The organism is Phycisphaerales bacterium (genome assembly GCA_040217175.1).
Classification (GTDB): Bacteria; Planctomycetota; Phycisphaerae; order Phycisphaerales; family UBA1924; genus JAHCJI01.
This window is the reverse complement of sequence record JAVJNT010000002.1, coordinates 1,468,853-1,493,870: the sequence shown is the minus strand read 5'-3', so window position 1 is coordinate 1,493,870 and position 25,018 is coordinate 1,468,853. Positions and strand designations below refer to the sequence as shown.

Below are 25,018 nucleotides of genomic sequence, written 5' to 3'. Positions count from 1 at the left end.
CGGAGGCACGAAGGGCAGAGCGCAAGGTCGATGCGTTCTCTCCTTCGTGCCTGCGTGCCTCCGTGCCTTCCTGCCTCTAGCTCATGGTCATCGGTGTCCTCCAGTTCGAGCTGTTCGTGCCCGGCGCGGAGTCCCTGAAGGACAAGCGGGCCGTGGTACGGTCGGTGCGCGACAAGCTGAGCCGCGAGCTGCGCATCAGCGTGGCTGAGGTCGGGGCCCACGACAACCCGACGGTTGCCATGATGGGCGCTGCGCTCGTCGCCACCGACGGACCTCGCGCCCACGAGCTGCTCGACAAGGCGTGGAACCGCCTCAAGGAACTCCGCGACGGGCAGATCGGCAGCGTACGACGCGAGATCGTGGTCCCGACGCGTGAGGAAGATGCGCCGCCCGGGCTGGATGAGTCCGGGCCGGATGCAGAGGCATTGGGGCAGGAGATGCTCGAGCACTTCAGCCACTCCGACGCGGCCGAAGGGAGCGAGACGGCATGAGCACCAAGACCGACCGCCTGGCATCCTCGCTCGAGAAGGGCGTGCAGCAGGTGCTCGCCCGGGGCCTGCAAGACCCGCGCGTCCGTGGCCTCATCACGGTCACGAGGGTCGACGTCACGCCCGACAGCAAGCAGGCGACCATCGGCATCAGCGTGCTGCCCGTCGAGCACCAGAAGCTCACCGTCCACGGCCTGCAGAGCGCCGCACGGCATATCAGGCGCGAAGTCGCCGAGCTCATCCGCACGCGCACCATGCCCGAGTTCCGCTTCGTCGAGGACTCGAGTCTGAAGAAGCAGGCAGAGGTGCTCTCGACGCTGGCCAAGGTGCGCGAGGAGCTCGACGAGAAGGGTGACGGCGAAGAAGCCGACAGCGACCAGTCCGCAAACGCGCCCGATTCGACGGACCCGCAGCCATGAACCACCCCGTCGCCGAGACGCAGCGTGTGCTGGAATCGTGGCTGGGGGGCGTGCCCTTGCCGCCCTCGCCCGATGCCGCCGCGCTGCTGCCCGGCTCGACCGACATGGCGACGGCCGAGCTCGTGTTCTCGCTGCTGGCGTGGGAGGCGGGCGTGCCCGCGGCCGTCAGCGCGGCCCGCCGGCTGGCCGACCAGTTCGTCGACCTCAACGAGGTCCGCGTCGCGCTGGAGGAAGAGGTCGAGGACACGGTGGGCATGACCGACGAGCACGCAATGAGGCGGGCCCGTGCGATCCTCGACACGCTCAACGCCGTGTTCGATCGCGAGGACGCCGTCAGCATCGACCGCGTGGCCCGCGCCGGTGCCCACGAGGGCGGGCCCTACCTCGAGGGCATCGAGGCACTGCCGGCATTCGCGATCGATCGCGTACTACTGCTCGCCTTTGGCGAGCACCGCGTGCCGGTGGACGGCCGGTTGCTGGGCGTGATCGTGGAGCGCGGCGTCGTGCCCGCCGAGACGAGCACGGCCGACGCCGCCGACCTGTTGGCCCGGTGCTGCTCGACGGGCGAGGCCAGGGATCTCTACCTGCGCCTCGAGGCCGCCGCCGGCCGCGTGGCCCGCGTCTGAGCGACACTACAATCGACCGCACGCACGGGCCGGGTCTCGCATCGGCCGCAGAACATCGTCATTTGATCGGCACTGGGCCGGGGAGACGCACGTGGCCGGACACAGCAAGTGGGCGAACATCCGTCACCGCAAGGAGCGGCAGGACAAGAAGAAGGGCAAGATCTGGAGCAAGTGCTCCAAGGCCATCATGGCCGCGGCCCGCGCGGGCGGGGGCGACCCCGACACGAACTTGGCGCTGCGCTACGCCATCGACGAGGCCCGCTACGCCAACATGCCCAAGGACACGATCCAGCGGGCCGTCGACAAGGGCAGCGGCGCCGCCGACGGTGCGGGCTTCGAGGAGATCGTCTACGAGGGCTACGGCCCCGGCGGCGTGGCGATCATCGTCGACACCCTGACCGACAACCGCACGCGGACCGTGAACGACCTGCGCTACGTCTTCAGCAAGGGCGGGGGCACGATGGGCAACGCCGGCAGCGTCGCGTTCATGTTCGAGACCAAGGGCCGCATCTACATCGAAGCGTCGAAGACGAACGAAGAGCAGCTCATGGATGTCGCGCTCGAGGCCGGGGCCGAGGACATCGAGGCCCCAGAAGCCGATGGGGATGAAGAGGGCTACTGGGTCATCACCACCGAGCGTACCGACTACCACGCCGTCCGGCAGGCGCTCGAGCAGGCCGACATCGAGGTCAGCGAGGGCGGCATCGACAAGATCCCAAACGTCATCGCCAAGCCGACCGAGGAAGAGGCCCAGAAGCTGATGAACCTCATCGACGCCATCGAAGACAACGACGACGTGCAGAAGGTGTACCACAACCTGGACGAGGACATGGCGGCGGGGGCGGCGGGGTAGGCAGGATCAACTCGCTCGGGGGTCGCGTCACGTGCGGAAGGTTGTTGACGCAATCAAGTTTGCAGCCACCGCTCGCTCGTGGGACGCGGCTGTGTGCGTGCTCCGCTTAATCGCCATTATCCTCGTTGTACGGTTCTTCTGGCGGATGGGCCAACCGATCTGGGACGCTGACATCCGAGACGAGTACGCCGAATCATTGCTCGGAGTACCCGGCGTGCTTTGCATCATCGCGTTGCTCCACCTGCTCGTCTTGGCTGCGCTCGTATGGGTGATCTATCGCAGGCTCCAGCCGCTTTTGCGTACACAACATGACTAGCTCGCACCCACGCCTATCTCTCAGTCCGCCGCTCACGCCTACACCGGCAACGAATACGACCGCCCGTCTGACCTAGCCTTTCTCATGGCCAAGAAGCGACGATCAGCGTCGGAGCCCGCCCCGAAGCTGCTCACGGGCGGCAACCCGCAGATTCCCAAGGCCGATGGTGATGCGCCGGTGCAGGCGTACATCGCCGCGATGCCAGGATGGAAGCGGTCGATCGGCGAGCAACTGGATGCGCTCGTCGAGCACGTCGTGCCCGACGTTCGCAAGGCCGTTCGCTGGAACACGCCGTTCTATGGCGTCGAGGATCGCGGCTGGTTCATGGGCATCAACTGCTGCACGAAGTACGTGAAGGTGTCGTTCCTGATGGGGGCCCACCTTCAGCCGCAGCCACCGGTTGGCTCGAAGCACCAGGACGTTCGGTACGCCCACGTCTTCGAGGGCGAACCGATCGATGAAGCGCAGTGGACCGAGTGGATCCGACGGGCGGCCGCGATGGACGGCGAGCACCTGTTCTAGAACGAGCTTGATCCTTACGACTGCTCGGCCAGACGCTGGTTGTCCTCGAGATCTTCTTCGAGGTCCTCGACCTGGGCCTGCACGAGACCCGCATACGCCCCGCCCCGCGCGAGCAGCTCCTCGTGCGTGCCGACCTCGGTGATCTGGCCCTTGTGCAGCACGACGATGGCGTCGGCGTGGCGGATGGTGCTCAGGCGGTGGGCGATGACGAAGGTCGTGCGTTCGCTCGTGAGCTGCCGCAGGGCACGCTGGATGAGCCGCTCGCTGTGCGTGTCGAGGTTGCTCGTCGCTTCGTCGAGGATCAGGACCTTCGGATCGGCCAGCACGGCTCGCGCGATGGCGATGCGTTGCTTCTGCCCGCCGCTGAGCCGCACGCCGCGCTCGCCCACGATGGTCTGGTAGCCCTCGCTCAGCTCCTCGATGAACTCGTCGGCGCTCGCGATGCGCGCGGCCTCGCGCACTTGGTCCTCGGTCGCCCACCGCCGGGCGTAGGCGATGTTGTCGTAGATGCTGCCGTCGAAGAGGAAGACGTCCTGCTCGACCACGCCCAAGAGCGCCCGGTACCGATCGACGTCGATCTCGCGGAGGTCGACGCCGTCGAGCAGCACGCGGCCCTTGCTCGGGTCGTAGAACCGCGCGACGAGATTGCACAGCGTCGTCTTGCCGCTGCCGCTGCGCCCAACGAGCGCAACGGTCGAACCCGCCGGCACGTCGAGGTTGATGTCCCTGAGGACGTACTCGGGCTCAATATTTTCGTCGGACTTCTTCTTGCTCTTCGGATACGCGAACCACACGCCCTCGAGCGCGATCCGGCCGTGCACGGCCGCGGGCATGCTGGTCGCCTCACCCCGCGTGTCGGCGAACTCGAGCGGTTCTTCGAGAAGGTCCAAGGATCGATCAAGACCAGACAGCGCGTTCTGGATCTGCGTCGCGCTGGCCGCCAGGGCCTCGATGGGCCCAAGGAGATAGAGCAGGTACACCGAGAACATCATGACGTCGCCGATGGTCATCGTGCCGCCCAGCACGGCCGCCCCGCCGTAGAGCAAGACGCCCGCCGACGCCGCGGGGATCATGACCGACCAGACGAGCTCGACGCTCCGGCTCCACCACCACGCCCGAAGCTCTTGTCGAGCCATCAGGTGCACGCCGCCGGTGAAGCGCGAGGCCTCCTGCTGCTCGCGGTGGAAACCTCGGACGACGCGGGCGCCGCCGAACGCCTCGGTGGCGTGCGCATCGATCTCGCTGCGCGTCTTGCGCACGTCGCGGTAGATGGGTCTGATGCGCCCGATCCAGGCTCGATGCGTTATCCACACCACCGGCAGCAGAAAGATGGCGCCCACGAGCATCCGCCAGTCGACCACCGCCATCGCGATGAGCGCACCCAGGAGCGTGACGGCGGCGCGCCAGGGGTTGTAGATCATGCCGAACAAGAGCTCGGCCGCGGCGCCCGCGTCCTCGCGCAAGATGCTCGAGACGCCGCCCGAGCGCATGGCCTGCACGCGATGGAGCGGCAGCCGTGCCGCGTGCTCGAACACGCGGCGTCGCAGCATCGCCTGGACGCGCTTGGTCATGCGGGTCATCTGCCAGCGGCCCCAGATGCCGAAGGCCACGCCCAGCACCGCCACGAGCATCATCGCGCCGCACAGCACCATCAGCGCCCGCCACCGCAGGGACGTCAGGCCGTCCTCGTCGAGCGTACCGAGGTGCTTGAGCGCCCGCTCGCGCTGGGGTTCTGGCAGCGTCTCGGCAAGCCCCATCAGGCCCGGTTCGGTGCTCAGGATGAAGTCGAGCGCGATCTTGGTCGAGAGCGGCAGCAGCAGCCCCAGGCCTGTCGCGATCGTCAGCGTGACGAGCGAGGCGACGACCATGCGGCGGTGGCCGCGGAGCAGGCCCCAGAACTCGCGCGCGAGCGTGCCGAAGCCGCGCGTGCGCTTGCCCTTCTTGGCCAGCGGATCGTCGGTGGGCTGGTTCGCCTCCTCCCGCCGCTCGCGTTCACGCTGGATGTAGTGCCGGTACCGCCGGCTGCTGACTTGCTGGTTCCTCGCCACGCACCATCGTATGGCGGGGGATAACAGTTTCTGAACGCGGGCCGCATAGGGTTGGCGGATTCACCATCCGACCCGCGACCACCCCGAGAAGGCATTCGCAGGAGGTTTCCATGGCCGATTCGTCCAAAGCCACCCCGCGCCGCAGGGGCCTCGCCCTGCACTGGCAGATCATCATCGGCCTGGTCGCCGGCATCGTGGTGGGCCTGATCATCAACCTGGCGTGGACCACCGGCACCTGGAACGCCATGGGCGTCGACGACGTGCCGGCCTTCCTGGCCAAGGACGCCAGCGCCCTGCTGGACGACGGCGTCACGCCGGCCAACCAGGACGCCAACTTCCTCGCCCACGCGTCCCGATTCGTCCGCAACTTCAACCTCTTCGTCGGCGACCTCTTCATGCGCAGCCTGCGCTTCATCGCCGTGCCCATCGTGCTGTTCAGCCTCATCGTGGGCGTCAGCACGCTGAACAACCTGACCAAGCTCAGCCGCATCGGCGGCAAGACCATCGGCATCTACCTCGCCACCACCGCCGTGGCGATCTCGCTGGGCCTGATCATCGCCAACGTCGCGCGCCCGGGCTCGTTCGTGCCCCAGGAAACACGCGACCGCCTGCTAGCCGACTACAGCGCCCAAGCCCAGGGCGGCGTCGATCGCGCCACCGCCGCCGAGGGCCTCAACGCCTGGGACCGCATCGTCGACCTCATCGCCGCCAATCCCTTCGCCGCCATCGCCGAGGGGAACATGCTGCAGATCGTGTTCCTCGCGCTGCTCATCGGCATCGGCCTGAGCCTGATCCTGCCATCGGAGGCCAAGCCCGTCGTCGACTTTTGCGACGGCATGACCAAGGCGGTCATCAAGCTCGTCGAGCTCCTCATGCTCACCGCCCCCATCGCCGTCTTTGCGCTCATCGTGAAGGTGGTGGCCGACCTGGGCCTGGAAGTCCTCGGCGCGCTCGCGGTCTACAGCCTGTGCGTCGTGGGCGGGCTGGCGCTCATGGTCTTCGCCGTGTATCCGGTGGTGCTCAAGGTCTTCACCGGCGTGGGGCCGGGCCGGTTCTACCGGGCCATCGCCCCCGCGCAGCTCCTGGCCTTCAGCAGCGCGAGCAGCAGCGCCACGCTGCCGGTCACGATGGAGTGCGTCGAAAAGCGGCTGGGCGTCAACGACGAGGTCTCCAGCTTCGTGCTGCCCCTGGGGGCCACCATCAACATGGACGGCACGGCCCTCTACCAGGGCGTCGCCGCCGTCTTCATCGCCCAGCTCTACAGCATGAACCTGGGCCTGGGCGACCAGCTCGCCATCGTCGGCACCGCCACGCTGGCGTCCATCGGCACCGCCGGCGTGCCGGGCGCGGGCGTCATCATGCTGGTGATCGTGCTGCAGAGCGTGGGCGTGCCGCTGGAGGGCATCGCCGCCATCCTGGGCGTCGACCGCCTGCTGGACATGTGCCGCACCACCTGCAACGTCACCGGCGACGCGATGGTCGCGACGGTGGTGGCGGGGACGGAAGGGGAGTTGGCGAGCGCCGAGGAGGTCGAGCGGCGGTTGGTGGAGGAGGAAGAGCGGGGGTTTGATGAGTCGCCGCCGAGCGGTTCCTAAAACTCGGCTCTTGTCCGGAGCACTTACTCAGAATTCTCACGCACGTATCGACTCACTGAATCTGACAGAGACTCTTCCGCCGCGGCTTCGAATGGCGTTCCGGCAAGTCTGAAGTAATCACTGTCCAACGCGCGGAGTTCTGAGAGGAGCTCTTCCATCTCATACATGATCTCACGTCGATCCTCGGTATCGCGCGGGTACTCACCGCCCAGCTTATCCATTGAGGCTTGCAGCAGTCTTGCCAAGTCCAATCGACCAATGGCGACAAGGCCTGTCACCGCGCCAGGAGCCAGCACGCCCGAGTGATTGTACAAAAACTGATGTATGCCGCCATTGCATACTTCAGAATCGCACCTCAGCACGCATACGACATTGCGAACTGCTTCGGGGAAGTTGGCCAGGTCAGCATCGACATCATTCGGGTCGAGACTCAGGTCCATGGCAGACCGAGCCACGCGGATCATTGACCACAACCCATCTTCTGTCATGCCACTCTCCCCCATGGCTCATTACCACTCCGGCCCGCCCGCATACCGCCCGTAGATATCCGCCATTGCCTGCACCATCTCGCCCAGCGTGGCGTTGGCCAGGGCGCCGTCGATGAGGTGGGGCATGACGTTCTCGCCCTTCTGGCAGGCCGTGCGGATGGCGTCGAGGGCGCGCTTGGTCTCGTCGGCGTTGCGGTTGGCCTTGAACGCCGTCAAACGCTCGAGCTGGGTCTCCTCGACCTCCGGGCCGATCTGCAGGATGTCGATCGGTCGGTCCTCGTTGTCTTCGACGTACTCGTTGACGCCGACGATGATGCGATCGTGGGCCTCGCACTCCTCGCTGAAGCGGTAACTCGCCTCGGCGATCTTGCGGCGGAAGTAGCCCTGGTGGATGCCCTCGACGACGCCGCCGTAGCCGCCGGTCGGCTTGCCGCCGTCCTGGCCCTTCCAGATGCCGCCGCCCATCTCGTCGATCTCGCCGATGTAATTGAGCGCCTGCTCCTCGACCTCGTCGGTGAGCGCCTCGACGAAGTAGCTGCCACCCAAGGGATCAACCGTTCGCGTCACGCCGGTCTCGTGGGCCAGGATCTGCTGCGTGCGCAGCGCGACGGTGACGGCCTGCTCGGTGGGCAGGCCCAGCGTCTCGTCCATGCTGTCGGTGTGCAGGCTCTGGCAGCCGCCCAGCACGCCGGCCATGGCCTGGTAGGCCACGCGGACGATGTTGTTCAGCGGCTGCTGCTCGGTCAGGCTGCAGCCGGCCGTCTGCACGTGCGTCTTCATGAACCAGCTCCGCTCGCTCTGCGCGCCGTAGCGCTCGCGCATCATGCGGGCCCAGATGCGCCGTGCCGCGCGCAGCTTGCAGACCTCCTCGAAGAACTCGTTGTGGCTGTTGAAGAAGAACGAGAGCCGAGGCCCGAACTTGTCGATGTCCAGCCCGCGCAGGAGGCACGCCTCGACGTACTCCATGCCGTCGCGCAGCGTGAAGGCCAACTCCTGCGGGCCGGTGCTGCCGGCTTCGCGGATGTGGTAGCCGCTGATGCTCACCGAATTCCACTTGGGCATGTGCTGGGCCTGGAACTCGATCGTGTCGACGACCAGCTTCACGCTCGGCTCGGGCGGATAGATGAACTCGTTCTGGGCGTGGAACTCCTTCAGGATGTCGTTCTGGAGCGTGCCGCCCAAGTCAGCAATATCGAAGCCGCGCTGCTTGGCCATCGCCAGGTACATGGCCCAGATGACGCACGCCGGCCCGTTGATCGTCTGGCTGACCGTGACCTGGTCGATCGGGATGTCGGCGTACAGCCGGTGCATGTCCTCGATGGTGTCGATCGCCACGCCGCACTTGCCGACCTCGCCGACGCTGAGCGGGTCATCGCTGTCGCGGCCCATCAGCGTGGGGAGGTCGAACGCGGTCGACAGCCCGGTGTTGGCCTTGGTCTTGGTCGTTTTGCCGGCCTGTAGCAGGTACTTGAAGCGCCGGTTGGTGTCGTCGGCCGAGCCGAAGCCGGCGAACTGCCGCATCGTCCACAGCCGGCTGCGATAGCCCTGCGGGTACAGCCCGCGCGTGTACGGGTACGAGCCCGGCTCGGCGATGTCGCGATCGAAGTTCTGCAGCGACGCCGGGAGATTATCGGGCCCGTACTTCTCGTCGAGCACGATGCCCGAGATGGTGACGGCCACCGGATCGACGCCGGCCGGCGTGCCGTCGGCGTTCAGGCCCGAGCCCGTGATGCTGGTGTTGGCGGTGGTCATGGTCGTCTCCTGGGCCCGAGGGGGCATGGGGCAGGCGGGCCCGGCTGCCAGTGGTGTGCGTGATTCGGCCTTGAAGTATACGTCCGGGGGGCGAAACGCCCAAAGCGCGCGACCTGCGCGATGGGGCTTTTCCAGACGCAACAACGCTCGTCGTTCGGACGTAATCCATGCGGTCCATCCAGGAGAAGCTTTCAAGATGCGTACCACCCTCGCCGCCGCGTTGCTTTGCACCCCCGCCTTCGCCCAGGACGCCCTCTGGATCAACCACGAGGGCGACGCCGCACTCGAGGCCACGGGCTTCGCGTCCAGCGCGGTTCGCATGCCCGACTCGCTGCGGATCGCCGCCGACGACTTCCAGATCGGATGGGCCACCACTACGAGGATCACGGAGATCGTCTTCTACTCGGTATGGATCGACCCGCCGGTCATCCTGGGCGGCGACTGGTACCTCTACGTATTCGACGACGGCACCGGCGGGCCGGGCGACCTCATCGTCGGCGAGGCCGACGCGACCATCACGGTCGAGCCCAGCGGGCTGGTGAGTTCCACCTTCGGCACCATCTATCGCAATTCGATTACGGTCGACGTGCAACTCGAAGAGGGCTGCTACTTCCTGGCCTTCCGCACGCACTGCGCTCCGGGCGCCGGCAAGCCCGTCAACGCCCCGCTCCACCCCGAGTGGACCAACGGCAACGCCACCGCTTTGTGGAACTTCTCGGTGACCGAGGGTGGCGACGTGCTCGACCCGTGGCAGCCCATGACCGTCTTCCATCCGACGCGCAAGGAGTGGGCCTTCGAGCTCTACGGAACGGTCGGCCTCGACTGCATCGCCGATCTCGACGAAGACGGCGCCCTGACCATCTTCGACTTCCTGATGTTCCAGAACCTCTTCGACGCGGGCGACCCCACCGCCGACTTCGACGGCGACGGGTCTTTGACCATCTTCGATTTCCTTGCGTTCCAGACGGCGTTCGATCGCGGCTGCGAGTAAGCCCTAGCTGTTCGCGAGCGAAGCCGTCAGCTGTCGCAGCAGCTCGCACGCGTCTCCACCCAGACGTTCCGATACTTCTTGCTGCGCTGCCCTCCAGTGCGGTAGCGCGTCGACGAGCAACGCCCGCCCGTCGTCGGTCAGCGAGTACCGTCGCACCCGCTTGTCCTGGTCGCACTCGGTTCGCTCGGCCAGCCCGCGTTCGACCAGGCGGTCCAGGTTCCGGCTGAGCGTGGTCGCGTCGGTGTACGTCGCCTCGGCGAGTTCGCTCTGGCTGGGACGGCCGAGCTTGGCGATCATGCCCAGCAGCGACATCTGGGTGCCACGGAGCCCGACGGCGCGCAGCCGCTCGTCGAAGACCGACGCCACTAGCCGGTCGGCCTGGCGAATCGCCGAGGCCAGGCACCCGGTGAAGGTGTCGGCCAGTTCTCGGTCTTGCTCGGGGGTCGGCGTGGTCATCGGAGCCTCTATCGGATGAATCGATGCAGATGCAAATATGTTCCGGCTCGCTCGCCGCGGATGTGGGCGACGTGCAACGTGTTGATCTGGGGCGTTGCCGCGAAGCACCATCGCTCGTCTGATAAGCCCGAATCCGGTGCCCGCGGCACGTCCGGCACGCGGTTATGGCCGCTCTGGCACCCTTGGCACCGGGGTTGAAGGTCTATCTTCGAACCGTCCCGGGTGCGGGCCGGCGACAAGAGCAGAAAGGCCGAAAACCATGAAGAGCGTCCTTAAGGTCTCCGACAACGGCAAGCGGGTCATGCTCCTTACGGTCCTCAGCTTCATCGCCCTGATGTAAGCAAGAAGCGGTGCTGGCTGCGGCCAGAACCGTGGACCTGCCATACTGCGCACAATGAAAAACCCGGGCTCGCGCCCGGGCTTCGTTGCGTTCCTGATGAGCTCCTACGAGATCAGAACTCGATCTTGTTGGTTCCCATCGCGTCGTGGTCGTCCATGCCGCCGCGCTGCGGGCTGGCATCGGCCGAGTAGGAGCCGTCGCCGGCGTCGCCCCACTGGGCACGCTTGAGGCTCAGGCCGATCTTGCGATCGCTGATGTCCACGCGCAGGATCTTGACGTCGACCTCGTCGCCGGCCTTGACGACCTCTTGCGGGTCCTCGACCTTGTGGTCGGCCAGCTCGGAGATGTGCAGCAGTCCCTCGAGATCGTCCTCGAGCTCGACGAACACGCCGAAGTTGGTGATCTTGGTGACCGTGCCACGGACGACCATGCCGGGCTGGTAGGCGCCGGGAATGGCGTTGAGCCACGGATCCTCGGTGAGCTGCTTGACGCCCAGGCTGATGCGTTGCTTCTCCTGGTCGACGTCGAGCACCACGCACTTGACCATGTCGCCCTTGGCGACGATCTCGTTGGGGTGGGTGACCTTCTTGGTCCAGCTCATGTCGCTGACGTGCAGCAGGCCGTCGATGCCCGGCTCGATCTCGATGAACGCGCCGTAGTTGGCCAGGTTCCGCACCGAGCCCTCGATGATGGTGCCGGGAGGATACTTCTCGGCCACCAACTCCCAGGGGTTCACCTCGGTCTGCTTCATGCCGAGGCTGATCTCCTGCTTGTTCTTGTCGATGTCCAGGACGACGACGTCGACCGGCTCGCCCACGCTGACCACCTCGCTGGGGTGGTTCACGCGGCGCGTCCAGCTCATCTCGGAGATGTGGACCAGGCCCTCGATGCCGTCCTCCAGACGCACGAAGGCGCCGTAGGACATGATGTTGACCACCTCGCCGGCGATGCGGCTGCCCACGGGGTACTTGGCCTCGATGGCCTCCCAGGGGCTGGGGTCCTTCTGCTTGAGGCCCAGGGCGATCTTCTCCTTCTGCATATCGATGGAGAGGACCTTGACCTCGACTTCCTCGTCGACCTTGAGCATCTCGCTGGGGTGGTTCACCCGGCTCCAGCTCATGTCGGTGATGTGCAGCAGGCCGTCGATGCCGCCGAGGTCGATGAAGGCGCCGAAGTCCGCCAGGTTCTTGACCTGGCCCTTGACGATCTGGCCCTCGGCGAGCGTCTCGAGCAGGCGCTTCTTGGCCGCGTCGCGTTCCTGCTCGATGAGGCGGCGTCGGCTGATGACGATGTTGCGACGCTCGGTGTCGATCTTCAGCACCATCGCGCGGACCGAACGGCCCACGAAGTCGCGCACGTCGTGCGGACGGCGGACATCGACCTGGCTGGCCGGCAGGAACACCGGCACGCCGATGTCCACCAAGAGGCCGCCCTTGATCTGCTTGACGACCTTGCCCTCGACTATGTCGTCTTCCTTGGTGTTGTCGACGATGCGGTTCCAGGCGATCTGGCGATCGGCCTGGCGCTTGGACACCTCGACCACGCCGCTGGAGCCCTCCAGGCTCCGCAGCAGCACGTCGACCGTCTCGCCGATCTTGGGCTCTTCGTCGAACTCCTCGCGGGGCACCAGGCCCTCGCTCTTGAGCCCGACTTCCACCACGACGTCATCGCCGGCAAAGCCAATAACCTTGCCCTTGATGATCTTGCCCGGCTCGAGGTCGGAGATCTGGTTGTCCAGCAGGTTGTCCATGTCGCCGCTGGCGACCGCTTCGCCCAGCGCTTCACGGACCATCGCTTCGGCCTCGCTGTCTTCCAGGCCAAGCGATGCGATCAGGGTTTCGTCCACCATAAAGTTGCGTCTCTCAAGTCGGTCGTGCTCGTCGATCTCGGGCCGCCGGGCCCCGCGATCAATCGACACGCCGCCGTACCGGCTCGCACGCCCCGCGGGCGAATCGCTCGAGTCGGCCCGCCCGAGGGCGGCTCTTGGCTCGTTCTGGGTTCCGGGGCGCCACCACAACGCCTGCGTACGACATCCGGACCGGCGGAACGGAACAGGATACTAGGCGCCGGCCCCATGGGCAGGCTCCCCATCTTCGTTCGGACGCCGGCCGGATGCAGCCGCAGAAAACCGCGCCCGCCGGGCCCCGACCACTCCGATAATGCCGCCTTCCGAGAGCGCTTTTTCGCCCCCTTCCGGCTAGCCTTACGGCTCAGCTCGACGCTCGGGCCGCGGCCGGCGGGAAGACCCCAGCCGGCACGCCGCCCGCGATGGCTGGGGCCTTGCCAGTGCCGGGCGGAATCGGCCGATATGCAAGGGAGATGGAGGCACGCGAACGAACGGAATGGCCGTTCGTTCGTAGCGTGGCAGATAGAAACGGGCCGCGGGAACCGATCCTGCGGCCGTCGGGGTTGGCGGACCCCAGCACCGGATGGAACCGCCGATTTCACCGTGAGGCAGCCGCAGCAATGACAACGATCGCGACGCAGACCCAAGGCTCCGCGGGGGCTCCCGCCCTGGACGAGGAGAACCGCAACCCGGTGTTCGACGAGCTTGGGTTTCCCAAGGATCCCAACAACCTGTACACGCAGACGGTCGGCAGCATGCTGCACGCCGCCGACATGCTCGACCTCCAGCACCGCGTCAAGATCATCCTGGCCCAGCCCAAGAACGAGATCATGGTGCACTTCCCCGTCCGCCTCGACGACGGGCACCACCACCTCTTCAAGGGCTATCGCGTCCAGCACAACAACGCGCTAGGCCCCTTCAAGGGCGGCCTGCGATTCCACCCCGACGTCCACCTCGATGACGTCAAGGCGCTCGCGCTGCTCATGACCATGAAGTGCTCGCTGGCCCGCCTGCCCCTGGGCGGCGGCAAGGGCGGCGTCAAGGTCGACCCCCGCAAGCTGAGCCCCGACGAGATGGAGCGCGTAACCCGCCGCTTCACCAGCGCCATCATGAACGACATCGGGCCGGACTACGACATCCCCGCCCCGGACGTCGGAACCAATGCCCAGCACATGGCCTGGATCGCCGACACGTACCAGATGTCCAACAGCAAGAGCGCCTACGACGGCATGCGCGTCGTCACCGGCAAGCCCGTCGAAGTCGGCGGCTCGGTCGGACGCGAGAAGGCCACCGGCCAGGGCGTCGCCGACGTCATGGCCGAGATCCTCCCGCAGATCAAGATCCCCATCGAGGGCCTGCGGTTCAGCATCCTGGGCTTCGGCAACGTGGGCTCGTGGGCCGCCCGCATCCTCCAGGACATGGGCGCCACGCTCATCGCCGTCATGGACCACTCGGGCGCCCTGCGCTGCGACACCGGCATCGACGCCCACGCACTCAGCGAGTACAGCTACGAGCACTACGGCATCGCCGGCTTCGAGAAGTCCAAGGCCGCCACCCAGAGCGGCAAGGACGGCAAGGGCGCCGACGCGATCTCGAAGGAAGACTTCTACAGCACGCCCGTCGACGCGTTCATCCCCGCCGCCCTCGAGCAGATGATCGGCCCGCAAGAGGCCGAGATGCTCCAGTGCCGCGTGGTGGCCGAGGGTGCCAACGCCCCGTGTACCCCCGCCGCCGACCGCGTGCTGCAGCGCCGCGGCATCGAGGTGCTCCCCGCCATCCTGTGCAACGCCGGCGGTGTGACCGTGTCCTACTTTGAGTGGGTCCAGAACAAAGCCTGCCAGATCTGGGACGTCGAGACGGTCGACCGCGAGCTCAACAAGGTCATGTGCATGTCGGCCCGCCGCACGCTGCTGGCCCGCCAGCGCTACGAGTGCGACATGCGGACCGCCGCCTACCTGGCCGCCCTCGATCACATCGGCCGGGTCTATAAGACCCGCGGCATTTTCCCGTAAGCTACGATCGAATCCGAACCGAGCCGCGTGCGAGAGCACGCGGCTCTTTTTTCGTTGGCTACAGCACGCCCGCGAGCGCTGCCCGCACCTGCGAGATCGTGTCGCCATTCGGGTCGACGCGCACGGCCTGCCAGCCCATCGCCCGGGCGGCCGCAACGTTTGCCTCGAGATCATCGAAGAACGCGATCTCGGGACCCGACGCCCCCACCGCTCGCTCGAGCGCTCCATAGAACCCGGCATCGGGCTTGGCCGCGCGGTGCTCGTGGCTGGCGAGCTGGTGCTCGAGCGTGCCAGCGGCGGCGAACTCGCCGCGACGCATCCAGTGCCGGGCATTGGTGTTGCTTAGCAGCGCGCTCGTCAGCGTCGCATGGCAAGCCAGTTCCTCCGCCAGCTCCTGCGCCCCCTCGTACTCGTGGAGCAACCACGCGTCGTGCAGCCGCTGAATGTCGTCGGCCGAGTACCCCGGCGAGAGCGCGGCCACCGCCGGGAAGTAGGCCTCGCAAGACAGGTGCCCGAGCTGGTACGCCTCGGCCAGCTTCCGCCGCTCGGCGCGCACGCCGTCGCCGACCGGTGCCTCGGGAAGCGGCAGCCCCGCCGCGACGCAGGCCTCTTCCCACCCGTTGCAGATGCGCAGCAACACGCCGCCCCAGTCGAGGCAGACCACGCGGACCGACTCGGGTCGATCAATGCTCACGAGCCCTTCGCTTGGTCGGGCTTCATGACCTCGGCCATCGCTTCGGTCGCGAAGCTGCCCCGCGGGAGTTCGAACCCACATCGCACGTACGTGCCGTGCGCGTCGGCCCCGCCCTCGACCTGCGGGTACCGCAACGGCACACGCAGCGGCCGGCGGTCGCCGTCCATCGAGCCGCGGTGACGCTTGGCGAAGCGCTCCAGGTGCTCGGGCGAGAGACCGAACCGCTCGAGCGCCTGCCGCTCGATGCGGGCCGGCTCGCCCGAAGCGAGCCGCATCGAAGGCCCCCACAGCGGGCCCGTCGGGCTGATCTCCAGCCGCTCCAAGCGATCCTTGAGCTCCTGGCTATCTGCCTCCTCGGCGCTCACGACGAAGGTCGTCCGACCCGCCTCGTGCACGACGGCGACGTCGCCCTCCATCAGCGTGTCGAGCGTGCCCTGCCGCATGCGCTCGCGGAGCACCTCGTTGAAGATCGCGCTCTGCAGGGCGCTGACCATGAAGGCCGTCTCGGTGCGCCCCAGCCGCTCGATCGCGCGCGCGAGCGACTTGCCCTGCACGAGCGCGCCGAGCACGCGTCGCTCGCCCTGGGCGCTGTGGGGCAGCTTCGTCAGCGCGGCATCCAGGTCACCGGCCGCGTACGCCGAGCGAGACTCGTCCGTCCCCCCGTCGGGCGTCGGGCCCAGCAGCAGGTCGCATGCTTCCTGCGCCTCGCCCAGCACCATCGCCCGGCCGACGCGGTGGTTCGTGTTCCACTGGCCGAAGCGCTGCTCGCCGACGGTGTTGGCCATGCCCTTCTTCTCGAGGATTGCCAGCGTGCGGTGGGCGTGCAGCACGCCCTGGGGGTGTACGCCCCGCACGCGGATCGAGAACCCGTTGCCCGCCAGGTGCCCGCGCCGCAACTTGCGGTCGTGCAGGTCGAGCCACAGGATGCGCACGCGGTCGTCGCGCAGGTCGGGGAAGTCTTCGGGCCGCTTGCCGGGCACGTGCACCGTCACGTGCTGGCGCGTGATGGCCGTCTTGTCCTTGAGTCCCGCGTAGCCGACGTCGGCCGGCCGCACGCCGAAGTGCCGCGCGAGGATGCCGATCATGTAGGAGGTCGACAGCCCCTTCTTCTCGACGAACATCATCAGGTGCTCGCCCTCGCCCGAGGGCTGGTACAGCGGCAGCTCGTCGACGAGGAAGTCGTCCTCACGCTGCTTGAGCTCTCCGCCGATGCCCGGCACGCCTTCGCTTCGATAGAGCGTCGCGGGCGTCTCGCCCGCGGTCGGCCCGGGCGGCATGCCGGCGTGGTGGGACAGCTTCAAAAGGGCGGCCCCTGGTCTTCGTCGCCCTCGTCCTCGTCCTCGTCGTCGGCCTCGAACTGGTCCTCGAGCGGGTTCACGCTCGTCGCCTGCGCGAGCACGTGCTCGGCCACGTAGATCGGTACGCTCAGCCCGATGCCCAGCGCGATGGCGTCGCTCGGCCGGGCGTCGACCTCCACGATCTCGCCGTCGCCGTCGCGGATGCTCAGCACGGCGTAGAACGTCGCCTCGGCCAGGTCGGTGATCGCCACCGACTCGAGCGAGGCGTTCAGCCCGTCGAGGATGTTCGCCAGCAGGTCGTGCGTCTGGGGCCGCTTCACGGGCACGCCGCTCAGCCGCCGCTCGATGGCCTGCGCCTCGGGCAAACCGATGACGATCGGGAAGGTCCGCAGCTCGTCCTGCGGGGTGCCGTTGTCGGACATCTCCCGCAGCTCGATGACCTGGTAGTCGGTCAACTCGCGGATGAGGATGCGCGACAACTCCATTCGTACCGTCATCGGCGGCTCCCTCGGCCCGGCCGCCTCGCCGGAACCGACAGGAGATCGAAGGCCCGCCGGGCCGCACCGTCAACGCGCTGGCGGGCTCCCTCTACGATCCGCCCGTGCTGAAGACCCGCCGAACCAGCGCCGAGCCGCGCATCGAGATGGCCCCCATCATCGACGTGGTCTTCCTGCTGCTGACGTTCTTCGTCTTCTCCCTCGTGCTGCTCTCCAGGGTGAGCGTGGCCGACCTCGACCTGCCTGCCATGGGCGCCGGAGAGCAGCGCCAGGGCCCCGAGGCCATCGTCGTGGCCGTCGACCGCCAGGGCATGGTCTTCGTCGACGGACAGGCCGTGGGCCCCGCCTCGGCCCAGGGCGAGCCGCTGGCCGAGTCGACCCGCACCGCCCTGCTCGAGGCCATCTCTCTGGCTTCGGGGCCCGGCTCCCAACCAGACGCCCAACCAACTCCCCAACCAGGAGCTCAGCCAGTACTTCAACCCACCATCCGCCTCGAGATCGACGAGCGCGGCGTCTCGGGCGCCCTCCTCCGCGTGCTCGACGCCCTGCGGACCCAGGGCTACGAGGCGGTCGAGCTCGTCGGCATGCCCGCCGATCGGCCCGCCCCCGCCGGCGATCCCTGATCGCGGCCCGTTCGTAGCATTCGCCGCACGTGAGCCAGGCCGACCGACCAAGCCCGTCGCCGCTGCCCCGCTGGGCCATCGCGATACCCGCGAGCCTGCTGTGCCACGCGCTCATCGCGGTGCTGCTGCTCCGTGCGGGCGTCGATCCCACGAGCATGGCCAGCGCCGCCGAACGCATGTATCCGCTCGAGATCCCCGTCAAGCTGGGCATCGAGCGCAGCGACGCCGTCACGCCCAACTGGCTGGGCTTCGCAACTCCTACGCCCCACGTGGCCGACCCCGCGCCGACCGAGCAGAGCCCGCTGACCCGGGCCCAGGGCGACCAGCGGGACAACTTCGCCAGAGCCATGGCCGCGTCGATGCAGGCGAGCACGAACCAGGCGCTGGCCGAAGCACGCCAAGTGCTCGACGCGTTCCGCGAGCGCCTGGCCCGGGCCCAGGCCGAAGCGCGCGTGCTCGCGCAAGAAACCGCCGAGCCCGAATCCCAGTCCGTCGAGCAACCCGCCGTCGAGCAAACGCCTTCGGAAGCAACGCCCGCCCAGGACGACGCCCTCGAAGGCAGCCCGGGCATCCAGGACACCCGATCGGCACCGCCGTCCAGCAAGCCCATCGAGATGCGCCGGCTCGAGCTCGGACGCGTGATCTCGGCCGAGGGCCTGAAGATCAACACGACGCGCATCCACCTCACGAGCCTGCAGCGGGCCTTTCGCGCCGACCGCAGCCCGCTGGTGGAGATCTTCTTCGCGCACGATGGTCGTGTCACGCGGGCCCGCATCCCCTCGGGCCGCGGCTCGGGCTTTTCCGATATCGATCAGGCCATCATCAACGCCATCTACGAGTGGACGGCCGAAGGCAAGCCGATCGAAGAGATGCAGCCGGGCGATGCACCACTGCTCATCCGCATGAGGATCTTGATGTGAACAGCGCGCTGCTCGGCCTGGTCGTAGCCCTTGCGTCGATTCAAGACGGCCCGGTGCCCCCGCAACGCATCGATCCGGCTACTGCGCCGACGCCACCGTCGACCGATCCGGTTCAACCCACCGATGGACGCGCTGCCGAAACCGAGCAACCCCGGCAAGGCTCGCCGCAGGCGGCCCCGCGACAGGCCGGCCGCATCGACTTCCGCCAGCCGGCATCGAGCTCCATGCGCACGCACCAGCCCGCGTCGATCTTCACCGACGAGGCCTACCGGCGTGCCCGGGTGCGTTGGCTCTTGATGGCGGCGCTGGAACGGAACTCGTAGGCCGAGACGATTCCCGAGGGCTCACTCTCCGAGGAGGGCGCTGATCTCGTCCTCGACGGGGTTGGACACCTTGCGCGTGGGCTTGGACTTCTTGTCGTCGTCCGCCTCGCTGGCCGCATCCACGTCATCGTCGTCGTCGACGCTGGTGTCGGCGGCGTCGAGCTTGGCGATCTGGGCGTCCAGCTCGGCATCGGCCTGCTTTTCGGCTTCGTCGTCCTTGGCCTTCTTCCGCTTGGCGGCCTCGACCTTGTTCTTGTCGGGCGCCAGCACGATGCTGGCCTGACGCATGACCCACCGCGGCGCCATCTCGACCTTCGAGATGTCGCCGAGCTGCTCGACGATCTCGGCCAGTCGCTCGAGACCCAGCTCCTTGTGCACCATCTCGCGGCCGCGGAACCGCTGGGTAATCTGCACCTTGTGGCCCTGCATCAGGAATCGCCGCGCCTGGTTCACGCGGATCTGCACGTCGTGCGGGTCGATCTTGACCGATCGGCCCAGGCGCACTTCCTTGATCTCTTGCTGGTTGGCTGTCTTGTTGTCCTTGCGCTTGGACTGGTCGTACTTGTACTTGCCGTAGTCCATGATCTTGCAGACCGGCGGCCGGCTGTCGGCCACGATCTCGACCAGATCAAGGCCCGCCTCTTGGGCCATACGCATCGCGTCGCGCGTGTCCACCACGCCAACCTGCTCGCCCTCGGCCCCGATCAGCCGGATGGGGCTGATGCGGATCATGTGGTTGACCCGGGTGCGTTGCACGGGGCCGGCGTCGCGGTAAAACCTTCGTCCTCGGATGGGTGTTCTCCTTCGGGTCGCCAGCGCATCGCCGGCGTCGTGCTCACGCCGAAACCACTCCGGCGATACCTATCTACTTGGCCCAGTTCGCCCCGCTCTCCCTCCAGAGAAAGCGGCGACCGGTCAATCGCTCACGCGGGGGCTGTCGCCCTCGGCGGCGTCCTTCGGGCCGGGCCCGGGGCCCAGTCCAGCATCGGTTCGAGTTGGGTGCCGCTCAAATCCAGCGGCTCATCGTGGCTGCCACGCCATAGAGAATACCAGATCGATCCACCCCGAGCAAGCCAATTTGTGCGGCTTCGTCCCCACAAACTGCGAACCAGGCGAACCGCGGGGATGTTCCCATGCTGGGCACTTCCACCCAAGCTGGCCACCACTCTCCAACTGGCAGGGGTCAAGCCATCTGGACCAGGTTGATCACCAGGCTGATGGCCAAGAGCACGCCCAGCGCGATGAGCAGCGGCGTACGGAAGTCGCTGCCGCCCGATGCGGGCTGGGCCGGCTGCATTTCTTCAGGGGCCGCAACGCTGGCGGTCTCGAGGTGGCTCAGCGACGCCAGGTCCGCCTCGTTCAGCCCCCGGTGGGCCAGCGGCGGGGCCTTGCCCTTCGTCACCGCGTCGAGGTCGTCCATCAGGTCCTTCACGCTGCGGTACCGCTGCTCGCGCTTCTTGGCGAGCATCATCTCGATGACCTCGCTGATGCCGCCGCTGAGCCGCGGGTTTGCCTGGTCGGGCGGCACCACGTCGGCCTTCAGGTGCTTGTGCATCACGCTCGTCGGGTTCTTCCCGTCGAACGGGACCACCCCTGTCACCATGTGGTACAGCGTCGCACCCAGCGAGTAGATATCCGCCTCGGCGCCGACGTTCGTCTCGCCGCGGATCTGCTCGGGGCTGATGTAGAACGGCGTGCCGAATGCCTTGCCCGCCTCGGCCTCGGCGGCTTCCTTATCGCTCATGGCGCGAGCCAGGCCCATGTCGGCCAGCTTCACCACGCCTTCCTTGGTGATCATGATGTTCTTGGGCTTCACGTCGCGGTGGATGATGCCGCGGTCGTGCGCATGACCGAGCGCCTGGGCGACCTGGCGGACGATCTCGATGGCATCGGCCTCGCCGAACCGCTTGTTCTTCACGATGTCTTCGTACACCGTGCGACCGTTCACGTACTCCATCACGAAGTAGTGGTACTCGCCGGCCTTGCCGACGTCGTAGGCCTGCACGATGTGCGGGTGGTTGAGCTGTGCCGCGGCGCGTCCCTCGGCGTAGAACCGCTCGATGAACTGCGGGTTCTGGCTGAACTTCCGTGGCAAGACCTTGATCGCCACCAGGCGATCGAGGTTGAGCTGCCGCGCCTTGTACACCGTGGCCATCGCGCCGGCGCCCAGCTTGCCCAGCAGGCGATAGCCCGGGATCTTCTGACCGCTGCGTTCGGCGTCGAGGATTGCCTTGAGCCGCGCGATCTGCCGCTTGGTCACGAAGTCCTGGTCGACGAGCTCGACCGCGAGCGATCGCTGGCCCGCCTCTTCGGCGGCCTCGGCCTCGCGGAGCCGGTCCTTGCAGAGGTCCACCTCTTCGCGCGTGGCCAATCCATAGTCGACCACGAGCCGGCCGAGCGCCGTGTCGACGTTCGAGCCACCCTTGGCGACCTCGGCCAGCGCGGCGTCGGGATCATCGGGCGTCGAGACCCCGCTCAGGGGCGTAATGCCCGAACGGTCCATCGCCGACAGCGCCGCCGTCCGGCTGCCCGACATCGCGCCCGTGCCCGACAACTGGCCAGTGCCCGAAGACGAGGCCTCGGGTGACTTCCTGGCGGGCGTTGGGGTTGGGTCGGCCATCGTTATGACTGGGCGTTCGTCGAAACTCTCGATGCTGCCCCGCTCGGGGGGAGGGGAACATAGCGGCGCGGCCGCGCACGGACAAATCCCCGCCGGAGCACCGCAACAAGGCACGGCCCCGCAAGGCCCGCCAAAGCCGTTATCGACGCCACCGGAGCGAAGCCGCAGCGGGGCTGCCCGAACCGAACAAGATTCGGTTCCCGCCGGGCTGACGATTCGCACCAGATCGCCGGAAGTTCGCGCCCGGTTCGGCATTTCCCGACCCGGACTCGGAACGACCCGGGCCGATAAGGACGGCCGCATCCAGATCATCCCGCTGGGTCGGCGCTACCGGCGTGCCAGGAGCTTCCCATCCTTCCAAGCCGGGAACTCCGCCCGCCATTCCCGAAAAGCCGCAACGTCCAGGTCGACCGTCAGCACGGCCTCCTCGTCGCCCAGCTCGCCGATCACCTCGCCCCGGGCATCCACCGCGATCGTGCCGCCGGCGTAGGCCAGGTGCGGGTCGTTGCCGCGGCGATTGACGGCGAGCACGAAGGCCTGGTTCTCGATGGCTCGTGCGATTGCCAGCGTCCGCCAGTGCGACTGCCGGGCGGCCGGAAAGTTGGCGATGCAGGTGAACATCTCGGCCCCCTTCTCAAGCCCCATGCGGTAGAGCTCGGGGAATCGCAGGTCGTAGCAAATCGTCGGGCAGACCACCAGCGATTCGTCGCCGGACTGCCATCGGAAGGTCTCGACGTGGCGCCCGCCGACGAATCGCTCGCCCTCGCGCCCGTAGGTGAATGGGTGGATCTTGGCGTAGTCGCACAGCAGCCTTGGGTCGCCGCCGTCGCTGGACGGTCCGAAGACCGCGGCGTGGTTCGTGGCCTTGTCACACCCACCGTTTGCGCAGCCGCCCACGGTGCGCCCGCCCATGACCACGGCGCCCAGGTCGTCGGCGAGCCGGGCGAGCCATGCCTGGGTCGCGCCGTCGTCGGCCGTGGCCTCCGTGTTGAGGGAGAACCCGCTGTCGAACATCTCGGGCAGCAGGACGAGGTCGCCCTGCCCGACGTCGACGGCGTCGAGCAGCCGCAGCACGCGATCGAAGTTGGCCTCGCGGTCTTCCCATACGATGTCCAGTTGGACCAGATGCGCACGCATGACGGGAGCATAGCGGGACGGGAACCAGCGCCCGCCCTACCGCCCCTGCGCCTACTCCTGGCGAGCGGCAGCCCGAGGCGACGCGAGCTGCTCACCGCCCTCGGGGCCGACTTCGTGGTCGTGGCCTCGAACGTCGACGACGGCGAACTCGTTCCGCCAGTCGGAGCCTCGGCCATCGCGTGGACCATGTCGATGGCCTACCTGAAGGCCCGGGCTGCCGTGGAGTCGCTCGATGCGTCGCACGCTGGTCTGGTCATGGGGGCCGACACGGCCTGCGACCTGGACGGGCGGATCATCGGCAAGCCGACCACCGAAGCCGAGGCCAGGGCCACCCTGCGGTCCATGGTCGGCCAGACCCAGCGCGTGGTGACGAGCATCGCCATCCTCGACCCCCGCCGCACCACGAACCGCCTGCTGCTCGCCGACGTCGCTGAGGTCACCTTCGGCACGATCTACGAGGACGCCATCGACCGCTACCTCGTCACCGGCGGCTGGCAGGGCAAGGCCGGCGGCTACAACCTCACCGAACGCGTCGCTGACGGCTGGCCGCTCTCGGTCAGCGGCGATCCGGACACGGTCGTTGGCTTGCCCACGCGCCGCCTCGCCGAGTGGCTCGCGCATGCGGCGGCGTGGGAGGCCGGCTCTTGAACGGCATCGCGCCCATGTGGGTCTCCGGGCCGCTCGCCATGCTGACGCTCGTGGTCGTCGCGGCGCACCTGCTGGCGATGCGCGGCGCCGACATGCCCGAGAGCCGGCGTCGCATCCGCACCGCCAACGGCTGGCTCATCCTCGTGACGACGCCCGTGCTGGCCATCGCCTTCTCGGTGATCTCGCCGGCCAACCCGCGGCAGTTCGCGCTCGTGTGGGCCGTCGCGATCGCGCTCCTGGGGTTCGTCATCCTGATGGCCTTCGTCGATATGGCCAACAACCTTCGGCTGGCGCGCCACCAGCGCCGCGAGCTCGGTCGATCGGTCGGGCGGCACCTGGGCCAGCACCTGGCGACTCACCGGAAGGACGAAGATGCCCCGTGACGCCCGCGCCCCGAGCGGGCCCATGCCGGGCGTCCTGCGACCGCTGGCGCCGCTGGCCGAGCGCGTGTACGCCCGCGCCATCGCGCGTCGCAATGCGCGCTTCGACGTGCGCCAGCGGGCCTCGGCCTTCTCGCCGGGCGGGCTCACGGTCACGATCGATCGCCCGGTGATCTCAATCGGCAACCTCAGCGTGGGCGGCACGGGCAAGACTCCGGTCGTGCAACTCGTGTGCCGGTGGCTGCGCGACGCGGGGCGGAACCCCGCCATCGCCATACGCGGCTATGGCTCTCGAGATGGCTTGAGCGACGAGGCCGAGTTGCACCGCGAGGCACTTCCGGGCATCGCCATGGCCATCGGCCCAAACCGCGTGCACGAACTCATCCGGCTCTTCGGCAGCGAAGAGGGCGACGACGTCGACGTGGTCGTGCTCGACGACGGCTTCCAGCACCGCCGGCTCGCGCGGCAGCTCGACGTCGTGCTCATCGACGCGACCCAAGACGTGTTCGCCCAGCGATTGCTGCCCGCCGGCTGGCTGCGCGAGCCGGTCGCGAGCTTGGCGCGTGCCCACGCGGTCATCCTGACCCATGCCGACCGTGCCAACGCTTCCGACCTGACACGCACCGAAGCCGAGCTCAGGCGCCGCTTCCCGCACCTCGTCCTGGCACGAGGCTCGCACGAATGGACCGGCTTGCACGTGACGAGCAACGACGGCGACCACGCCGAACAGCTCCACTGGATGCAGGGCAAGAACTACGCCCTGGCCTGCGCCATCGGCAAACCCGATGCGTTCATCGAGCAGGCGACCAAGGCGTTCGGCCCGCCCGCCCAGACGCTGGCGCTGCGAGACCACGATCCCTATGCGCCCGCAACGGTCGAGCGCCTCCGGCGCATGGCCGATGGTTGCAGCGCGTTGCTGGTGACGCAGAAGGACTGGACCAAGCTCGCGCACGTGCCGGGTGATTCGTGGCCCTGCCCCGTCACGCGCCCGATCCTGGAGATGCGCCTGACCGCCGGCGTCGACCTCGTGCGAGATGCCGTGCTCGCCGCATCGTTGTGGCAGGATTCTGCCGCCGAAGAGGCGTGAGCGTCCAAGACTGAACGTCGATTCATGCCACGTTCACCG

25 protein-coding genes are annotated in these 25,018 nt (G+C 67.7%); 14 read left to right on the top strand and 11 right to left on the bottom strand.

The window, feature by feature from the left end:
- Positions 1 to 83 precede the first annotated feature (83 nt).
- The 5 genes from RIA68_13615 (at position 84) to RIA68_13595 (ending at position 3,224) form a co-directional block, all read left to right on the top strand.
- Positions 84 to 491, top strand: coding sequence for a DUF503 domain-containing protein (locus tag RIA68_13615; GenBank protein MEQ8318480.1), 408 nt, complete (start codon positions 84 to 86; stop codon positions 489 to 491).
- Positions 488 to 907, top strand: coding sequence for a 30S ribosome-binding factor RbfA (rbfA, locus tag RIA68_13610; GenBank protein MEQ8318479.1), 420 nt, complete (start codon positions 488 to 490; stop codon positions 905 to 907). The genes RIA68_13615 and rbfA overlap by 4 nt, the downstream gene beginning before the upstream one ends.
- A complete protein-coding gene (locus RIA68_13605; protein ID MEQ8318478.1) occupies positions 904 to 1,533 on the top strand; it encodes a hypothetical protein in 630 nt (209 codons plus the stop codon). Before rbfA ends, RIA68_13605 begins: the two co-directional genes overlap by 4 nt.
- 91 nt (positions 1,534 to 1,624) lie before the next feature.
- Positions 1,625 to 2,386, top strand: a complete 762-nt coding sequence (locus tag RIA68_13600; protein ID MEQ8318477.1) for a YebC/PmpR family DNA-binding transcriptional regulator — start codon at positions 1,625 to 1,627, stop codon at positions 2,384 to 2,386.
- A gap of 400 nt (positions 2,387 to 2,786) precedes the next feature.
- Entirely contained in the window at positions 2,787 to 3,224 is a 438-nt protein-coding gene (locus RIA68_13595; protein MEQ8318476.1) for a DUF1801 domain-containing protein, read from the top strand.
- Positions 3,225 to 3,238: 14 nt separating this feature from the next.
- Here the strand turns inward: RIA68_13595 and RIA68_13590 are convergent, their stop codons facing one another.
- Positions 3,239 to 5,272, bottom strand: coding sequence for an ABC transporter ATP-binding protein (locus RIA68_13590; protein MEQ8318475.1), 2,034 nt, complete (start codon positions 5,270 to 5,272; stop codon positions 3,239 to 3,241).
- A gap of 110 nt (positions 5,273 to 5,382) precedes the next feature.
- Here RIA68_13590 and RIA68_13585 point away from each other — a divergent pair, with 110 nt between their 5' ends.
- On the top strand, positions 5,383 to 6,867 hold the full coding sequence (locus RIA68_13585) for a dicarboxylate/amino acid:cation symporter (GenBank protein ID MEQ8318474.1): 1,485 nt from the start codon (positions 5,383 to 5,385) through the stop codon (positions 6,865 to 6,867).
- 23 nt (positions 6,868 to 6,890) lie between these two features.
- On the opposite strand, the gene RIA68_13580 is transcribed toward RIA68_13585, so the two are convergent.
- Complete coding sequence (locus RIA68_13580) at positions 6,891 to 7,355, bottom strand: DUF4375 domain-containing protein (GenBank protein ID MEQ8318473.1); 465 nt, start codon at positions 7,353 to 7,355, stop codon at positions 6,891 to 6,893.
- A gap of 21 nt (positions 7,356 to 7,376) precedes the next feature.
- Entirely contained in the window at positions 7,377 to 9,107 is a 1,731-nt protein-coding gene (locus tag RIA68_13575; protein ID MEQ8318472.1) for a methylmalonyl-CoA mutase family protein, read from the bottom strand.
- A gap of 196 nt (positions 9,108 to 9,303) precedes the next feature.
- Here RIA68_13575 and RIA68_13570 point away from each other — a divergent pair, with 196 nt between their 5' ends.
- Positions 9,304 to 10,098, top strand: coding sequence for a GC-type dockerin domain-anchored protein (locus tag RIA68_13570; protein ID MEQ8318471.1), 795 nt, complete (start codon positions 9,304 to 9,306; stop codon positions 10,096 to 10,098).
- Positions 10,099 to 10,101: 3 nt separating this feature from the next.
- Here RIA68_13570 and RIA68_13565 read toward each other — a convergent pair whose 3' ends face one another.
- Both RIA68_13565 and RIA68_13560 read right to left on the bottom strand, forming a co-directional pair.
- Positions 10,102 to 10,554, bottom strand: coding sequence for a MarR family winged helix-turn-helix transcriptional regulator (locus tag RIA68_13565; GenBank protein MEQ8318470.1), 453 nt, complete (start codon positions 10,552 to 10,554; stop codon positions 10,102 to 10,104).
- Positions 10,555 to 11,006: 452 nt separating this feature from the next.
- A complete protein-coding gene (locus RIA68_13560) occupies positions 11,007 to 12,743 on the bottom strand; it encodes a 30S ribosomal protein S1 (GenBank protein ID MEQ8318469.1) in 1,737 nt (578 codons plus the stop codon).
- A 617-nt stretch (positions 12,744 to 13,360) separates the two neighbouring features.
- Between RIA68_13560 and RIA68_13555 the strand changes: the two genes are divergently transcribed.
- Positions 13,361 to 14,752: a Glu/Leu/Phe/Val dehydrogenase gene (locus tag RIA68_13555; protein MEQ8318468.1), complete on the top strand. Its 1,392-nt coding sequence runs from the start codon at positions 13,361 to 13,363 to the stop codon at positions 14,750 to 14,752.
- A gap of 58 nt (positions 14,753 to 14,810) precedes the next feature.
- On the opposite strand, the gene RIA68_13550 is transcribed toward RIA68_13555, so the two are convergent.
- The 3 genes from RIA68_13550 to RIA68_13540 are packed head-to-tail and all read right to left on the bottom strand — an operon-like array spanning position 14,811 to position 17,241.
- Positions 14,811 to 15,446: an HAD-IA family hydrolase gene (locus RIA68_13550; protein MEQ8318467.1), complete on the bottom strand. Its 636-nt coding sequence runs from the start codon at positions 15,444 to 15,446 to the stop codon at positions 14,811 to 14,813.
- The gene (gene truD, locus RIA68_13545) at positions 15,443 to 16,747 is read right to left on the bottom strand and encodes a tRNA pseudouridine(13) synthase TruD (protein ID MEQ8318466.1); all 1,305 of its coding nucleotides are present in this window, start codon (positions 16,745 to 16,747) and stop codon (positions 15,443 to 15,445) included. Before truD ends, RIA68_13550 begins: the two co-directional genes overlap by 4 nt.
- A complete protein-coding gene (locus RIA68_13540) occupies positions 16,744 to 17,241 on the bottom strand; it encodes a bifunctional nuclease family protein (protein ID MEQ8318465.1) in 498 nt (165 codons plus the stop codon). Before RIA68_13540 ends, truD begins: the two co-directional genes overlap by 4 nt.
- A gap of 104 nt (positions 17,242 to 17,345) precedes the next feature.
- On the opposite strand from RIA68_13540, the gene RIA68_13535 reads away from it, so the two are divergent.
- Genes RIA68_13535 through RIA68_13525 form a run of 3 tightly spaced genes read left to right on the top strand, consistent with a single transcriptional unit; the run spans position 17,346 to position 19,107 of the window.
- On the top strand, positions 17,346 to 17,864 hold the full coding sequence (locus RIA68_13535; GenBank protein ID MEQ8318464.1) for a biopolymer transporter ExbD: 519 nt from the start codon (positions 17,346 to 17,348) through the stop codon (positions 17,862 to 17,864).
- A gap of 29 nt (positions 17,865 to 17,893) precedes the next feature.
- Positions 17,894 to 18,784, top strand: coding sequence for a hypothetical protein (locus RIA68_13530; protein ID MEQ8318463.1), 891 nt, complete (start codon positions 17,894 to 17,896; stop codon positions 18,782 to 18,784).
- The gene (locus RIA68_13525) at positions 18,781 to 19,107 is read left to right on the top strand and encodes a hypothetical protein (protein MEQ8318462.1); all 327 of its coding nucleotides are present in this window, start codon (positions 18,781 to 18,783) and stop codon (positions 19,105 to 19,107) included. Before RIA68_13530 ends, RIA68_13525 begins: the two co-directional genes overlap by 4 nt.
- Before the next feature lie 21 nt (positions 19,108 to 19,128).
- Here RIA68_13525 and infC read toward each other — a convergent pair whose 3' ends face one another.
- The 3 genes from infC to RIA68_13510 all read right to left on the bottom strand — a co-directional run bounded on the left by infC (position 19,129) and on the right by RIA68_13510 (position 22,864).
- Entirely contained in the window at positions 19,129 to 19,863 is a 735-nt protein-coding gene (gene infC, locus RIA68_13520) for a translation initiation factor IF-3 (GenBank protein MEQ8318461.1), read from the bottom strand.
- Positions 19,864 to 20,290: 427 nt separating this feature from the next.
- Positions 20,291 to 21,727 carry a serine/threonine-protein kinase gene (locus tag RIA68_13515; protein MEQ8318460.1) on the bottom strand — a complete coding sequence of 479 codons (1,437 nt, stop codon included), beginning with the start codon at positions 21,725 to 21,727 and terminating at the stop codon, positions 20,291 to 20,293.
- A 327-nt stretch (positions 21,728 to 22,054) separates the two neighbouring features.
- Entirely contained in the window at positions 22,055 to 22,864 is an 810-nt protein-coding gene (locus RIA68_13510; GenBank protein MEQ8318459.1) for a nitrilase-related carbon-nitrogen hydrolase, read from the bottom strand.
- Between RIA68_13510 and RIA68_13505 the strand changes: the two genes are divergently transcribed.
- Genes RIA68_13505 through lpxK form a run of 3 tightly spaced genes read left to right on the top strand, consistent with a single transcriptional unit; the run spans position 22,853 to position 24,979 of the window.
- The gene (locus RIA68_13505) at positions 22,853 to 23,512 is read left to right on the top strand and encodes a Maf family protein (protein ID MEQ8318458.1); all 660 of its coding nucleotides are present in this window, start codon (positions 22,853 to 22,855) and stop codon (positions 23,510 to 23,512) included. The two genes, RIA68_13510 and RIA68_13505, sit on opposite strands and share 12 nt — an antisense overlap.
- Positions 23,509 to 23,895, top strand: coding sequence for a hypothetical protein (locus RIA68_13500; GenBank protein MEQ8318457.1), 387 nt, complete (start codon positions 23,509 to 23,511; stop codon positions 23,893 to 23,895). Before RIA68_13505 ends, RIA68_13500 begins: the two co-directional genes overlap by 4 nt.
- A complete protein-coding gene (gene lpxK / locus RIA68_13495) occupies positions 23,885 to 24,979 on the top strand; it encodes a tetraacyldisaccharide 4'-kinase (protein ID MEQ8318456.1) in 1,095 nt (364 codons plus the stop codon). The genes RIA68_13500 and lpxK overlap by 11 nt, the downstream gene beginning before the upstream one ends.
- Positions 24,980 to 25,018: the final 39 nt, after the last annotated feature.

Excerpts from the sequence above, each read along its gene's own strand:
- RIA68_13615 (MEQ8318480.1), top strand. The coding sequence starts at position 84 with ATGGTCATCGGTGTCCTCCAGTTCGAGCTGTTCGTGCCCGGCGCGGAG.
- rbfA (MEQ8318479.1), top strand. The coding sequence starts at position 488 with ATGAGCACCAAGACCGACCGCCTGGCATCCTCGCTCGAGAAGGGCGTG.
- RIA68_13605 (MEQ8318478.1), top strand. The coding sequence starts at position 904 with ATGAACCACCCCGTCGCCGAGACGCAGCGTGTGCTGGAATCGTGGCTG.
- RIA68_13595 (MEQ8318476.1), top strand. The coding sequence starts at position 2,787 with ATGGCCAAGAAGCGACGATCAGCGTCGGAGCCCGCCCCGAAGCTGCTC.
- RIA68_13585 (MEQ8318474.1), top strand. The coding sequence starts at position 5,383 with ATGGCCGATTCGTCCAAAGCCACCCCGCGCCGCAGGGGCCTCGCCCTG.
- RIA68_13580 (MEQ8318473.1), bottom strand. The coding sequence starts at position 7,355 with ATGACAGAAGATGGGTTGTGGTCAATGATCCGCGTGGCTCGGTCTGCC.
- RIA68_13575 (MEQ8318472.1), bottom strand. The coding sequence starts at position 9,107 with ATGACCACCGCCAACACCAGCATCACGGGCTCGGGCCTGAACGCCGAC.
- RIA68_13570 (MEQ8318471.1), top strand. The coding sequence starts at position 9,304 with ATGCGTACCACCCTCGCCGCCGCGTTGCTTTGCACCCCCGCCTTCGCC.
- RIA68_13565 (MEQ8318470.1), bottom strand. The coding sequence starts at position 10,554 with ATGACCACGCCGACCCCCGAGCAAGACCGAGAACTGGCCGACACCTTC.
- RIA68_13560 (MEQ8318469.1), bottom strand. The coding sequence starts at position 12,743 with ATGGTGGACGAAACCCTGATCGCATCGCTTGGCCTGGAAGACAGCGAG.
- RIA68_13555 (MEQ8318468.1), top strand. The coding sequence starts at position 13,361 with ATGACAACGATCGCGACGCAGACCCAAGGCTCCGCGGGGGCTCCCGCC.
- RIA68_13540 (MEQ8318465.1), bottom strand. The coding sequence starts at position 17,241 with ATGACGGTACGAATGGAGTTGTCGCGCATCCTCATCCGCGAGTTGACC.
- RIA68_13515 (MEQ8318460.1), bottom strand. The coding sequence starts at position 21,727 with ATGGCCGACCCAACCCCAACGCCCGCCAGGAAGTCACCCGAGGCCTCG.
- RIA68_13505 (MEQ8318458.1), top strand. The coding sequence starts at position 22,853 with ATGCGCACGCATGACGGGAGCATAGCGGGACGGGAACCAGCGCCCGCC.
- RIA68_13510 (MEQ8318459.1), bottom strand. The coding sequence starts at position 22,864 with ATGCGTGCGCATCTGGTCCAACTGGACATCGTATGGGAAGACCGCGAG.
- lpxK (MEQ8318456.1), top strand. The coding sequence starts at position 23,885 with ATGCCCCGTGACGCCCGCGCCCCGAGCGGGCCCATGCCGGGCGTCCTG.